Source organism: Mesorhizobium sp. M7A.F.Ca.CA.002.09.1.1 (genome assembly GCF_003998555.1).
GTDB classification, from domain to species: domain Bacteria; phylum Pseudomonadota; class Alphaproteobacteria; order Rhizobiales; family Rhizobiaceae; genus Mesorhizobium; species Mesorhizobium ciceri.
On the sequence record NZ_RZRR01000043.1, the window covers coordinates 1 to 13580 of the forward strand.

Annotated in this window: 13 protein-coding genes and 1 pseudogene; 6 read left to right on the plus strand and 8 right to left on the minus strand. The window is 63.2% G+C overall.

The features are described from left to right. Window positions 1–220 (minus strand): annotated as a pseudogene (locus EN994_RS03670) (phytanoyl-CoA dioxygenase); the annotation flags it as partial. Window positions 221–309: 89 nt separating this feature from the next. Between EN994_RS03670 and EN994_RS03675 the strand changes: the two are divergent. Both EN994_RS03675 and ubiA read left to right on the plus strand, forming a co-directional pair. Beyond that, on the plus strand, window positions 310–1221 hold the full coding sequence (locus EN994_RS03675; RefSeq protein WP_063167661.1) for a LysR family transcriptional regulator: 912 nt from the start codon (window positions 310–312) through the stop codon (window positions 1219–1221). Between the two features lie 68 nt (window positions 1222–1289). After that, a complete protein-coding gene (ubiA, locus tag EN994_RS03680; RefSeq protein ID WP_063170187.1) occupies window positions 1290–2273 on the plus strand; it encodes a 4-hydroxybenzoate octaprenyltransferase in 984 nt (327 codons plus the stop codon). Between the two features lie 167 nt (window positions 2274–2440). Here the strand turns inward: ubiA and EN994_RS03690 are convergent, their stop codons facing one another. The 3 genes from EN994_RS03690 to EN994_RS03700 form a co-directional block, all read right to left on the minus strand. Further along, window positions 2441–3007 carry a DUF6101 family protein gene (locus EN994_RS03690; RefSeq protein ID WP_013532817.1) on the minus strand — a complete coding sequence of 189 codons (567 nt, stop codon included), beginning with the start codon at window positions 3005–3007 and terminating at the stop codon, window positions 2441–2443. 186 nt (window positions 3008–3193) lie between these two features. After that, window positions 3194–4624, minus strand: a complete 1431-nt coding sequence (locus EN994_RS03695) for an FAD-binding oxidoreductase (RefSeq protein ID WP_063167660.1) — start codon at window positions 4622–4624, stop codon at window positions 3194–3196. Between the two features lie 8 nt (window positions 4625–4632). Further along, on the minus strand, window positions 4633–5607 hold the full coding sequence (locus tag EN994_RS03700) for an L-threonylcarbamoyladenylate synthase (protein ID WP_063167659.1): 975 nt from the start codon (window positions 5605–5607) through the stop codon (window positions 4633–4635). 192 nt (window positions 5608–5799) lie between these two features. Here EN994_RS03700 and EN994_RS03705 point away from each other — a divergent pair, with 192 nt between their 5' ends. Beyond that, window positions 5800–6285: a hypothetical protein gene (locus tag EN994_RS03705; RefSeq protein WP_063167658.1), complete on the plus strand. Its 486-nt coding sequence runs from the start codon at window positions 5800–5802 to the stop codon at window positions 6283–6285. A gap of 171 nt (window positions 6286–6456) precedes the next feature. Next, on the plus strand, window positions 6457–6810 hold the full coding sequence (locus EN994_RS03710; RefSeq protein ID WP_245265313.1) for a hypothetical protein: 354 nt from the start codon (window positions 6457–6459) through the stop codon (window positions 6808–6810). 105 nt (window positions 6811–6915) lie between these two features. Here the strand turns inward: EN994_RS03710 and EN994_RS03715 are convergent, their stop codons facing one another. Together EN994_RS03715 and glyS are read right to left on the minus strand one after the other, a co-directional pair. Beyond that, complete coding sequence (locus EN994_RS03715; protein WP_063170186.1) at window positions 6916–7206, minus strand: hypothetical protein; 291 nt, start codon at window positions 7204–7206, stop codon at window positions 6916–6918. A 109-nt stretch (window positions 7207–7315) separates the two neighbouring features. Further along, window positions 7316–9436, minus strand: coding sequence for a glycine--tRNA ligase subunit beta (glyS, locus tag EN994_RS03720; RefSeq protein WP_063167657.1), 2121 nt, complete (start codon window positions 9434–9436; stop codon window positions 7316–7318). 88 nt (window positions 9437–9524) lie between these two features. On the opposite strand from glyS, the gene EN994_RS03725 reads away from it, so the two are divergent. Next, on the plus strand, window positions 9525–9839 hold the full coding sequence (locus tag EN994_RS03725; protein WP_127224221.1) for a hypothetical protein: 315 nt from the start codon (window positions 9525–9527) through the stop codon (window positions 9837–9839). Between the two features lie 3 nt (window positions 9840–9842). Here the strand turns inward: EN994_RS03725 and EN994_RS03730 are convergent, their stop codons facing one another. Further along, entirely contained in the window at window positions 9843–10763 is a 921-nt protein-coding gene (locus tag EN994_RS03730; protein ID WP_174299093.1) for a glycine--tRNA ligase subunit alpha, read from the minus strand. Between the two features lie 196 nt (window positions 10764–10959). On the opposite strand from EN994_RS03730, the gene EN994_RS03735 reads away from it, so the two are divergent. Further along, window positions 10960–11421 carry a GNAT family N-acetyltransferase gene (locus tag EN994_RS03735; RefSeq protein ID WP_024502644.1) on the plus strand — a complete coding sequence of 154 codons (462 nt, stop codon included), beginning with the start codon at window positions 10960–10962 and terminating at the stop codon, window positions 11419–11421. An 82-nt stretch (window positions 11422–11503) separates the two neighbouring features. Here EN994_RS03735 and EN994_RS03740 read toward each other — a convergent pair whose 3' ends face one another. After that, window positions 11504–13279 (minus strand): tetratricopeptide repeat protein, encoded by a 1776-nt coding sequence (locus tag EN994_RS03740; RefSeq protein ID WP_063167656.1) that lies wholly within the window; start codon window positions 13277–13279, stop codon window positions 11504–11506. Between the last annotated feature and the right edge of the window lie 301 nt (window positions 13280–13580).

The following is a 13580-nucleotide window of genomic DNA, read 5'->3' on the forward strand; positions in this document are numbered from 1 at the left end:
GCTCCCAGTTGCAGTAGTCATCGAAGAAACTACCGCGACCGTTGGCTATGTCGGATGCGGTGGCGCTGCGGTTCTGCATGTTGCGTTCGATGCCGGCGGCAATCGTGTCGACCCAGCCCTTGAAGGCGCCGCGAATGCAAACAGCGCCGTCACGCTGATAGTCGGCAATCGTGGACGCGCCGATCCTGGTGGCGTCGAGGGTGGCAGTCCGGGAAGCCATGGCGTTCTCCTCTTGGAATAAAGCCACTATCGCAACATCTATTCATTCGGTAAAATAATAACTATCGATCTGACATATAGAGTGCCTCTATGAGTGTGACTTTCACGCAGCTGCGCTATCTGGTTGCCGTGGCGCGTCACGGCAGCGTCACCGGCGCGGCAAGGATGCTGAACGTCTCTCAGCCGTCGATCTCGGTGGCCATCGACGCGGTCGAAAAGAATTTCGGCCAGAAACTGTTCGTCCGCCAGCGGGGAAGCGGCGTGTCGCCGACATCGTTCGGCCGCGCCGTCGTGGCCAAGGCAAGGCAGGTTCTCACCGAAACGGAGGAACTCATCGGCCTGGGTTCAAGCAAATCGGCTGTCAGCGGCGAGTTGGTGTTGGGATGCTTCGAGGATCTGGCGCCTTTCTTCGCGCCGGCTTTGATCCGCGCCTTCTCCGAACGCTATCCGGCCGTCAAGATCGTCGTTCGCGACGAGACGTTCGAGACGCTGGGTCGACGGCTGGGTGACGCGGCCATCGATCTCGGCCTGACTTATGATCTCAGCCTGCCGACGCATTTCGCCCGCATCCTGCTGCGTGAACTTCGCCCGCACGCGCTGTTGCCGGCAGGCCATGCCCTGGCGGATCGCCCGTCGGTCAGCCTTGCCGATCTGGCCGCCTATCCGCTGATCACCACCGACCAGCCGCACAGCTGGCAGCATATGCTCGACCTGTTCCGCAGCCGCGGCCTTTCGCCTGTGGCCGACATGACGACAAGCTCGTTCGAACTGCAACGGAGCATGGTCGCCAACGGCTTCGGCGTTGCGGTCAGCTACACCCGCCCGCATGGCGACCGCAGCTATGACGGGCTGCCGCTCATCTGCAAGCCGCTGTCGGATCCGCTGCCCATGCAGCGGATCCTGCTTACCTATGACACGCATCAGCGTGTGTCGAATGCAGCGCTGGCCTTCGTCGAGGTGGCCAAGGACTGGTTCGCCACCCGCGACATCTTTGCCTCGTGAAAGGCTGACGGGCGCCGCGTCTCCGCTTGCCGCTTGACGGTTTCCGCCGCTGCTGCCACTCCATGGGCATGGAAACCATCCAGTCGAAAGCGGCCCAGGGCCGTGTCGCCGATGCGCCGAACGGCCATTGGGTCTACCGCGTGCTGCCGCGCTCGATATGGCCCTATGCGCAGCTTGCGCGGTGGGACAGGCCGATAGGCTGGCAACTGCTGCTGTGGCCGTGCTGGTGGTCGGCGGCCTTGGCGGCAAGCGCCTATCCGCGTCCCGGCGACCCGCTGCTCTCACTGCTGCCGGCGCCTTTGTATCTTGTGCTGTTCCTGGTCGGGGCCATCGCCATGCGCGGCGCCGGCTGCACCTACAACGACCTCGTCGACGAGGACATCGACAACCAGGTGGAGCGCACGCGCTCGCGACCGCTGCCGTCAGGCAAGGCGACGCGCCGGCGGGCATGGCTGTTTCTCGTCCTGCAGGCCCTGGTCGGCCTCGTCGTGCTCATCCAGTTCAACAGCTTTGCCGTCCTGCTCGGCATCTGCTCACTGGCGGTCATCGCCATATATCCGTTCATGAAGCGGATAACCAACTGGCCGCAACTGGTGCTCGGCCTTGCTTTTTCCTGGGGCGCGCTGATGGGATGGGCGGTCGAGTTCGGCGATCTCGATGGGCCTGCTGTCATGCTCTATATCGGCTCGATCCTGTGGGTGATCGGCTACGACACGATCTACGCGCACCAGGACAAGGAAGATGACGCCATTGTCGGCGTGCGCTCGACGGCACGCCTGTTCGGCGACAACACCAAGGCCTGGCTGGCCGGACTTTATGGCGGCGCGCTGATCTGCTTCGCCATCGCCTTCGCGTCGGCGCAGGCGCCGGTGGTGGCGCTGGCCGGGCTGATCGCCGCCGGCACCCATATGGCGCGGCAGATCGCCGTGTTGGACATCGACAATCCGGACCAATGCCTGCGCCTGTTCAGGTCGAACAACCAGGTCGGCTGGCTGATCTTCCTCGGCCTGATCGGCGGCGCTGTGTGGGTGGCTCTGAAGCCGCTGGTTTAGCGGGCTTTTTCCCTTCTCCCCTTGTGGGAGAAGGTGGATTGGCGCGCAGCGCCAAGACGGTTGAGGGGTGCTGGACGGAGTGCCGGCGTTGCCAAGCTGGAACACCCCTCATCCGACCGAGCTTCGCTCGGCCACCTTCTCCCACAGGGGGAGAAGGAAGAACCTTCCTACTCCCGCGAAATAATCTCCTGGCCGTCGACGACCAGCCTGAGACCGAGGTCGCCAGCTCTGCGGCGAGCGAGGAAACGCGGGCGGCGCGTGTTCGAAATCCGCCCCTTGCGCCGATCCTGCGGCGGCAGCGTCTTGATGGCGGCGCCGAGCGATTCTTCCAGGGTGCGGGCAACGCCGTCCGATTCGATGAGCAGCATCGGCAGGCGGTAAGCGTCGGCCCAGGCGCGCCAGTCGGCTGCGACATCGTCGAGATCGTCGGCCACCAGCAGCGGCACCGACAGCATCGGGTCGTTGTGCAGGAGTTCCAGGGTCACCGTGACATTGCCGTCCGGATCCTCCATGGCGCGGGCGGCAACGCCGCGGAACGCATTGGAAGGCAGAACGATGATCGCGGGCAGGCCGCTCATCTCGAGCAAGCGGCGGATCACGGCGCCGCGCTGGTCGATGGTGAAGGTTACATCGCCGTAGTCGTCGCGAGTCGCGTAGCTCACCACTTGCGGCAGGCGGAATGGGTCGAGACGCATGTTGCGTCCCGCCCAGACTGGCTTCAGTCCGGTGTTCATAGAGTGGCCTTCCTGTCTGTCTCCTGAGAGCCGGTGTCCGGTTCTCTCCGGGCCGGTTTTTCCAGCCTCGTTTGTATGGAGACAGTAGCGCGGGCTCCTTACCGCCCCGCTTAAGAAAGTCGGTTAAATTTTGCTGATCTCAGGGATGGTTATCGGAATCCCACCAGCCACAAGATGTCGAAAGGATCAGATAACCTTACCCGGATTCATGATGCCGGCCGGGTCGAAAGCGGCCTTCACCCTTCGCATCAGATCGATCGCCATCGGCGGCGCGGTGGCGATCAGTTCGTCGCGCTTCAACTGGCCGATGCCATGCTCGGCCGAGATCGAACCGTGCAGGCTGCGCACCACATCGTGCACCGCCTTGTTCATGGGGTGATAGAGAGCGAGGAACGCCTCATCGTCGCCGTCGACGGGCCGGGAAATGTTGTAGTGGAGATTGCCGTCGCCCATATGGCCGAAGCAGACCACGCGCGCGCCGGCGCTCACCGACGCCACCGCGCCGGCGGCTTCTTCGATGAAACGCGGGATCGAGGCGATAGGCACCGAAATGTCGTGCTTGATCGAGGCCCCCTCCGGTTTCTGCGCCTCGGGCAGCAGCTCGCGGAAATTCCAGAAGGCATCGCCCTGCGCGAGACTCGCGGCAATGACGGCGTCGCCGACGAATTCCTGTTCGAGGCCAGCCGAGAGCACATCCTCGATCAACGCTCGCGAATCTTCCGACGAACGGCCTGATGAAATCTGCATCAGCACGTACCACGGCCAGTCCTCGATCAGCGGCCGCACCACACCCTGGGCATGCGCCAGGGTGAAATCATATGGCCGCCTGCCGATCAGTTCGAAAGCGGTGAGTGCTGCCCCGGCACGGTCCATGGCCAGGCCGAACAGCGAAAGTGCCGCCTCGGGCGACGACAGGCCGACGAAGGCGACTTCGCGCCCCTTCGGCTTCGGGAACAGCTTCAGCACGGCGGCGGTGATGACGCCGAGCGTGCCTTCGGCGCCGACGAACAGGTTTTTTAGATCGTAGCCGGTGTTGTCCTTCTTCAGCTTGCGCAGGTCGTCGAACACCTCGCCGGTCGGCAGCACCACCTCGACACCGAGGCAAAGTTCACGCGCATTGCCGTAGGCAAGCACGCCGGTGCCGCCGGCATTGGAGGAAAGATTGCCCCCGATCTGGCAGGAGCCTTGCGCGGCCAGCGACAGCGGGAACAGCCGGTCGGCGGCGTCGGCTGCCTCCTGCAGCGTCTGCAGGATGACACCGGCCTCGACCGTCACCGTGTTGGACAGGACGTCGATCTCGCGGATGCGGTTCAGCCGCGACAGCGACAGGACGATTTCGCGCCCGGACCTGTCCGGCACCTGCGCGCCGACCAGCCCGGTGTTGCCGCTTTGCGGCACGATCGGCGTTCCCGTCTCGGTCGCCAGCCGCATGATCCGGCTGACCTCGTCGAGGCTGCCCGGCCGCAGCACCAGCGACGTCGCGCCGTGCCAGAGCCCACGTCGCTCAATGAGGTAGGGCGCGATGTCCTGCTGATCACGCAGCGCATATCTGTCGCCGACGATCGCAGCGAAGCGATCGATGAGGGCGGGATCGAGTGTCTCTGTGATTTCGATCATGGGGGAAACTATGTTGCGGGTTGCGTGATGTCACGAGGGGCGGCTGCACGCGACAGCCGATCGTTGATCGCTTCGCCGAGCCCGTCGCAGGGAATAGGCTCGACGGCGATGGTGCGCGCGCCGCTGCGGTCGAGTGCCTGCATACAGGCGAACAGATTGCTCGCCGCTTCGCGCAGGTCACCGGTTTCGGACAAATTGAGGAAGGCTTCGGCGCGGTGCCAGCCTTGTGCCCTCTGGCCGCCGAAGCCGAGCAAAGCCTCGCCCTCGCCGACCGTGCCGGCATTGAGCCGCATCGCGGCACCTGGCGCATAGTGCGAGGCAAGCATGCCCGGCGCCTCGATACTGGCGGTGCCGCCGCGCAACAATTCCATGCCGATGGCGGCCTCGATCTCCTCGGCAGCGATGCCGCCGGGCCTCAGCAGCCGCATTCTTTCCCCCTCGGCCTTGAGAATCGTCGATTCCAGCCCGACCGGGGTTGCGCCGCCATCGACCACCAGCTTTATCCGCGCACCGAGATCGGCTGCCACCGCTTGCGCGGTCGTTGCGCTGATCCTGCCGGATGAATTGGCGCTGGGCGCGGCAAGCGGGCGGCCGAGCCTGGCGATCAGATCGCCGCCAAAGCCCCTCGGCATGCGCAAGGCGATTGTATCGAGCCCGGCGGTGACGAGCGGATGGATGCCGTTGCCGGGCCGTTGCGGCAGCACCAGCGTCAGCGGACCGGGCCAGAACGCGCGCGCGAGTTTCTTCGACAGCGGATCGAACAGCGCGAGGCGCTCGGCCATCGCCATGTCGGCGACATGGGCGATCAGCGGGTTGAAGCGCGGCCGCCCCTTGGCTTCGAAGATGCGCGCGACGCCGATGCCGTTGGTCGCGTCGCCAGCCAGCCCGTAGACGGTTTCCGTCGGGATGGCGACGACATCGCCCTCCCTGAGCAGCGCCAGCGCCCGCTCCAGCGCCTCGCCCGAGCCAAGTATTTCAGCCACTCTCGTCACCTCACAGATGCGGGGTGCGTAGTACGATGGCGGCCATTGGGCAAGTCGGCTGTTGGGTAACCGTTTGTTGGCGAGCAGGAGCATTGGCGATTTATCAATCCCTAAAATGCTATGGTTCCACGAAAGCCGGCATCAATTCCGGCCTGCTATCGAACAGCTTCTGGGCAAAGGGGAGCGACATCAGTGTCTGCGCGTATCCTGCTGGGTATCATTCTTGCTGTTGCGGCCGGCGAAGCCCAGGCGTCATCCCTGGTTTTTCCAGGCACGCCATCCTCCACACCATCGATCGTCAGGATCGGCGCTCCCAACCAGCCTGGAATCGTCGATGCGGTCAACACCAGCGATGCGCGGTCGGTGATGGCAGTAGGGGAAGCGCCGCCCGACGTCACCGATGAAAAGGTAGCGGCGATCCCGGACAAGCCCGCGACCGGACACGGCTTCCAGCCAGGCCCGATGGTCATCCGTGGCGGCGTTACCGGTCCCGATTTCCCGGCACCCGCGCCAACCGCTGCACCAGCGACCGGTGCCGCGCCGGCCGCTGGCACCGCGCCGGCAACGGCCACCGCTTCCGCTGCCCCCTCAGGGAACGCCGAGAACAAACCCGCCCCGCCGAGCGCTCCGGCCCCGGCAGCAGGGCAGCGCATGCCTCCCAACGGCTACACCAAGTAGCCTCGGCTCAAAGACAGCCGACATCGATGGCGTGACTTGACGGCGATCTGGCGCCCGGCGCACCATTGCCAGGCAGTCCCCGTTCCAGGCATTTCTGGCAGACGGGATTTCATCACTAGGGGTAAAGGGGGGGCCATGAGAAAATCTGGAATCGTAACCGGAGCAGGCCTATTGCTGGCGTCACTGCTTGGCGTCGTCGCGGCTCATGCCGACGACATGCTGGGATCCTATGTCGCGCGCATTTCCGATCGCGACCATCAGGCGAGTGACGGCTATGCGCTGGACAATGCCGCGCAGATGGTGCGGCAGGACCGCGCCAACTGGCACAAATTCCACCGCCGTGACAGCGACGACGAGGCTGATGGCTGGTTCAGGACCAACGACCAGCGCGCCGACCTGCAGCGCATGCTGGAACGCGGCGGCGCGATGAGTTCCTCGACCAAGCGCGCCATCGTCAATGGCGAACCGCTGATCCAGGTCGACGTCTACGAAAACAGCGTGCGCGTCAGCATTCTCGAGAACTGACGGGCCGTCGCCGGGGCGGCTGACAGTCGGCTTCGGGGACGGCTGATAGCAAAAGGCGGCGCCTCGGCGCCGCCTTGCCATCGATAGACTCGGCGGCTGAAAAGATCAGGCCGCTTCTTCCTTGTCGTCGTCTTCTTCTTCGGACTCGTCGCCTTCAGCCTTCACGCTGTCCTCGGCGTCGTCTTCGTCCTCGTCTTCATCTTCGTCGTCATCCGAGAGCGTGGCAGCTTCGGTGGACTCTTCGCCTTCTTCATCGTCGCCGTCTTCGTCGTCATCAGACAGGTCAGCGGCTTCGATCGCTGCGGCGGCGGCATGATCGAGAATGGTTTCGGAAGCGGATTCAAGCGCCTCGGCGGGAGTTTCTTCTGTCACTTCGATTTCGTGATCGGAATTCATGGAAGCCTCCGTGGGGTTGGGGAACATGTCCCTTTTGCCACGGAGAGATCATCGCCATATGACTGTAAGCCGGCTCGAACGGCCGGTAGCAGAGAATATTTTCTTCGCCTTAACCTGCGATCCTGGAGAAATCCGCGACCTGACCGGTGGCCGTGCGGATGCGGGCGAGCAGCGCCAGGCGGTTGGCACGCACCGCCTGATCCTCATCGTTTACAAGAACATGCTCAAAGAATGAATCAACCGGCTCGCGCAACACGCTAAGCGCCAGCAAGGCGCCGGAAAAATCATCGTTTTGAATCGCTTCGCCGGCTTGCTTCTCAGCCTGGTTCACCGCCGCAAACAGCGATTTCTCGGTATCCGCGCGAAACAGCGCCGGCTCAACGGTTTCGGCGACCGCCGTTTTCTTTTTCTCCTCGGCAGCCAGAATGTTGGCCGCGCGCTTAGTGCCGGCGAGCAGGTTCTTGCCGTCCTCGGTGTCGAGGAAGGCGCCGAGCGCCTCGACGCGGCGGACGATCTGCAAGAGGTCGTCGGACTGCGGCGTGATGACGGCATCGATGAGATCGTGCCGGGCGCCCTGATCGCGGAGGTAGACTTTCAGGCGGTCGTGGAAGAAGGACAGAAGGTCAGACGCTTTCCCGACGATGGCTGCCAGCGCCAGTCGAATATCATTCTCGACCAATATTCTAACCACACCCAGCGCCGCTCTACGCAGCGCATAGGGATCCTTCGACCCAGTCGGCTTTTCGTCGATTGCCCAGAAACCGACCAGCGTATCGAGCTTATCGGCAAGCGCCACTGTGATCGAAACCGGATCGCTCGATACGCGATCGGACGGGCCTTGCGGCTTGTAGTGTTCCTCCGCTGCAGCGGCGACCGATGCATGCTCGCCCTGAAGCAGCGCATATTTGCGGCCCATGGCGCCTTGCAGTTCCGGGAACTCGCCGACGACTTCGGTGGTGAGATCTGCCTTGGCCAAGACGGCAGCGCGGCGCGCGAGTGCGGGATCGGCGCCGACTGTCGGAGCCAGTTCTTCCGCCAATCGCTTGATCCGCTCCACCCGTTCGCCCTGCGTGCCGAGCTTGGCGTGGAAAGTCACGCCGAGATGGTCGAGGCGGGCCATGCGCTGGTCGAGAGGCTTCTTGAGATCAAGCCCGAATTTTTCCGCCGATGCCTCGAGCTCAGCCAGGTCAGGCAAATCGCCCTGGTCGGTCGTCCAGAAATAAAGCGCGTCGGACAGACGGGCGCGCACCACCTTGCCGTTGCCGTGGGCGATCTCCTTGCCGCCATCCCTGGCTTCGATGTTGGCGGTTAGAATGAAGCGATTGGAAAGCGCGTCGTCGACACCCTGCGGCCGCGTCACAAAGCACTTCTGGTTGGCGCGGATGGTCAGTCGGATCACTTCGGCTGGAATGGCAAGGAATGCCTCCTCGAACTCGCCCATCAGCACGACCGGCCATTCGACCAGTCCGGACACCTCCTCCAGCAGCCCTTCGTCCTCGACCAGATCGAGCCCGTTGGCGAAGGCGAGATTGCGGGCGTCGGCAAGGATGATCTCCTTGCGGCGGTCGGCATCGAGCACGACCTTGGCCGCTTCCAGTTTGGAAACATAGTCGTCGAAGCGGCGCACCATGATCGCATCAGGCGCATGGAAGCGGTGGCCATAGGTGATGTTGCCGGAGCGGATGCCGTCGATCTCGAAATCGACCACGACCGGCTCCTCTGTCTCCGGGCCGAACGTGCACAGGATCGATTGCAGCGGGCGCACCCAGCGCAATGAACCTGGCTTGGCCGAGGCCGGCCCCCAGCGCATCGATTTCGGCCACGGGAAATTGCGGATGATATCAGGCACCAGGTCCGCGATGATCTGTTCGGCCGCCCTGCCCGGCTTCGAAATGTGGGCGACATAAAAATCGCCCTTCTTCGGATCGGAATGGACATGCGCCTCGGCGATCGAGGAAAGTCCGGCCTTGCGCAGGAAGCCCTGGACCGCCTGTTCGGGCGCCGATGTCGAAGGCCCCTTGATCTCTTCGTTTATATCCTTCGAGCGCGCGGTGAGACCCCTGATGTCGAGGGTCAGCCGCCGCGGCGTCCAGTACTCGCGCGCCGCCTCATAGGTCAGCCCCGCCTCGACCAGGCCGTCAGTCAGCATCTTCCTGAGATCGCCAGCCGCCTTGCGCTGCATGCGGGCGGGAATCTCTTCCGAGCGGAGTTCTAGAAGCAGGTCAGGCATGGATGGGGCTCACGCGGCAAAATGGTCCGGGCGGGGGCATAGCAACTCGGCTGGCCGCTGTCACCCTTTCCGCACGGGGATCGCCGATTTGCGCCCGTTTCCAGAAATTTTGGCCATCCTGTCGGGACGAGACCGCGCCACCCGTCCTTGGATCAAAGATTTCCATGAACCGAACGCAGCGCTGAAGCGACCCACGCTCAGGCAGGGAACATTTGGCTCAACGACCATGAAAACGGCATCCAGACTTCTGCAGATCCTCGCACTCGGCGCCTGCTTCACCGCGCAGGCTCACGGTGCCTTCTCGATGCCGGGCGTTCGACAGGCATTGCGCACAATCGACGGTGCCAGCAGCCAGAACATACTGCCGATCAAAGCTTCCTTCGAGATGATGAAGCGGGCCTGAGACTCAGGCCGCCAGGCCACCCGCCTGCGTCTTCAAAAACGCCTCACCGCAGGCCTTCGCCAGATTGCGCACCCGCAGGATGTAGCTCTGCCGTTCGGTGACCGAAATCACGCCGCGCGCGTCAAGCAGGTTGAAGACATGGCTGGCCTTGATGCACTGATCATAGGCCGGGAAAACCATGCGGTGCATCGGCAGATTGTCGTTCGATGCCGGCGCGCCGGCATCGAGCAGCGCCTTGCATTCGGTCTCGGCGTCCTCGAAGTGGCGCAGAAGCATCGCCGTGTTGGCGTGTTCGAAATTGTGGCGCGAATATTCCTGCTCGGCCTGCAGGAAGACATCGCCATAGGTGACCTTGTCGGCGCCTTCCCGGCCGTTGAAATTGAGGTCGTAGACATTGTCGACGCCCTGCACATACATGGCCAGCCGCTCCAGCCCGTAGGTGAGTTCGCCGGCCACCGGTGCGCATTCGATACCGCAGACCTGCTGGAAATAGGTGAACTGCGAGACTTCCATGCCGTCGCACCAGCATTCCCAGCCGAGACCCCAGGCGCCCAGCGTCGGGCTTTCCCAATCATCCTCGACGAAGCGGATGTCGTGCAGCAGCGGATCGACGCCGATCGCCGCCAGCGAGCCGAGATAGAGTTCCTGCAAGTTGGGCGGGTTCGGCTTCAGGATCACCTGGTACTGGTAATAATGCTGCAGCCGGTTCGGGTTCTCGCCATAACGCCCGTCCTTGGGGCGGCGCGAGGGCTGGACATAGGCAGCGTTCCAGCGTTTCGGGCCGAGCGCGCGCAGCGTCGTTGCCGGATGAAAGGTGCCGGCGCCGACTTCCATGTCGTAGGGTTGCAGGATGACGCAGCCATAGGCCGCCCAATAGTTGTGCAAGGTCAGGATCAGCCCCTGGAACGAGCGGCTGGGATGCATATGGGCGGGGATTTCAATTGTCACGGGTGGCCTCGACAGCACAGGCTAGCTTGCCGGCACGTCCTAGAGACACGGCGGCGAAGCGTCAAGCAAAGCACGACGATGCGGTTGCGCCGACATTATGGAGCTGGCCCATTGCCCATCTCTCGGGCCTGCGCTCTGTTCGCCTGTGCAGCAACGACAACAGGTTTCAGCCATGCCCAGCCCGATCGTCATCCGCCCCGTTGCGCGACAGGATTTCGAGCAATGGCTGCCGCTGTGGGACGGCTACAATGCATTTTATGGCCGCTCGGGCGAAACGGCCCTGCCGGGTGAGATTACCCAGATGACATGGTCGCGTTTCTTCGATGCCTATGAGCCGGTCCACGCGCTGGTGGCCGAAAGCGAGGGACGGCTTCTCGGCCTCGTGCATTATCTCTTCCATCGCAGCACCACGGCGATCGCGCCGAATTGCTATCTGCAGGACCTTTTCACCACGCAGGCATCGCGTGGCAAAGGCATCGGACGGGCGCTGATCGAGGGCGTCTACGAGCGTGCCCAGGCGGCCGGCTCAGGCCGGGTATACTGGCTGACGCATGAGACCAATCACACGGCGATGAAGCTTTACGACAAGGTCGCCGAACACTCCGGCTTTGTCGTCTATCGCAAGCTCTTCTGAGGCAGCCAACCGAATACGCGGTTCAAACGAAAACGGGACTTCTGAAAAGAGCCCCGTTTGCGTTGAATTCAAATGGCTGACTTCATCCCTTCGGGGCGGGCACCGGCTCCGGCTTGACCTTCGGGGTCTCCTGCGCCGTGTTGGATTCGATCGGCGGCAGGCCCTTCATCAGCTTCTGCTGCAAGTTGGCCAGCACATCGGGATCCGGCTTCAGGTCGCGAGCCTGGTTCCACTGGAAGGTGGCTTCCAGCTTGCGGCCGACGCGCCAGTAGGCGTCGCCGAGGTGATCGTTGAGAACCGGATCTTCCGGCTTAAGCGACACGGCGCGTTCCATTTCGCGCACCGCGTCATCGAACCTGCCGAGGCGGAAATAGGCCCAACCCAGCGAATCGACGATGTAACCGTCGCTCGGCCTGAGGTCGACGGCCTTTTGAATCATCGCCAGCCCTTCCTTGAGATTCATGTTCATGTCGACCCAGGAATAGCCGAGATAATTCAGCACCTGCGGCTGGTCGGGGAACAGTTCCAGCGCCTTGCGGAAGTTCGGCTCGGCCTTGGGCCATTCCTTCAGGCGCTCATAGGCGATGCCGCGCTGGTAGAAGATGTTCCAGTTGGCTGCGGTCGGCGTCTTCAGCGCCTCGACAGCCTTGTCGTAGAGTGTGGCGGCCGAACGGAAATCCTCCTTCGAGGAATAGACGCCACCGAGCGCCAGATAGGCGCGCATGTCATTGGGATGGGCGTCGACGAAAGCCTTCAGATGAGTGATCGCTTCTTCGTGACGGTCGAGATCGGCAAGGTTGAGGCCGAGCTGCAGGTCCGAAAGCTCCTTCAGCGGCGAACCGGCGGGGATCCGGCGATAGAGCGCGATGGCGCCTTCGCCGTCCTTCAATTGCTCGGACACGGCAGCGAGTTGCACAAGGGCAGCGTCGCTATCAGGCTTCAAAGCAAGCGCATATTGCAGATAGAGGCGCACGAAGGGCTCGCCGCCGCCACGGTTGAGCGCGGTGGCGAGGTCGAGCAGGATTTCGGAGGCGCCATCGGATGGGCCGGCCACCAGGGGCGCAATCTTGTCGCCTTTTGCAATTCGGTCGCGCAAGGCGACGATTTCCAGCTTGCCAGGCGAAAACGCCTCGGCCTGATCGAGCACCGACAGCGCCTTGGTCTTGTCGCCCTTGCGGGCCAGGAACGAGGCGTAGGCCTGGGCGTTGCGCATCCAGGTTTCGGGAGCGGCACCACCGGCGGCGGTATCCTGCATGGTCGCGGCGTAGATCGCCTCGGCCTTTTCGGGCATGCCGGATGCATCAGCGATCAGGGCGCGGTGGAACGACTTGAACAGGCCGAACCAATCCGGCCCCTGCAGCTTGTCGATGGACGCCATCGCATCGGCAGGCTCGCCGGCGCCTTGCTGCGCCCAGCCGGACATCACCCCGGAGATCAGCCGGTCGAGATCGGATTCCAGCGACAGCTTGAGCCAGTACTGCGCCTTGGTGAAATCCTTCTTGTGGAAGGAATCGACGGCGAGCGCCAGCCGAGAGAAACGCTCGATGTCAGGCACTTCCTTGAGCTTGTCGGCATAGACCAGGGATTCGTCGAAGCGCCCTTGCGCGATCAGCGACAGCATCAGGCTCTGCTGCAGGCCGGTGTCGCTCGGGTCGAAGGCCAATGCTTGCTTGTAGTAGGCGATGGCGCTGTCGAGGTCGTTATCGCCTTCGGCGATCCGGGCTGCCAGATAGGCGCCCGAAAACGACGTGATCTTGACCGGTTCGGTGGTTTGCTTGGCATAGGCCGGCAAAGCCGAGATCGCCATGCCTGTCACAATTGCCAGCCTTGTCAGCCAGCGCGCACGTCCTTGCCGCATCGTATCCCTTTCAGCCAGGCGCCATCTCCGCGTCAGCGGGATCGGCGTAGACTCGATCTTTCCAGGCAAAGCATGGCCTTTTTGGGGTCGCGCTTCAATCCGCCTCGAATTCACAATCCGGGCACCCGATTAACAAATCATGGCGACAGGCACCAATTTTCCGCTCTTGGGATTTCGGCCATGGCCCTACGCGGCGCCGAATATATCACAGATTCGACGCTGAGGCTCCGCTTCGACCGCCAAGGCTCGGGCCAATATCAGCCCTTGCCTGGCGAGGCAGACCGTTGCACCAGCGTGTCGC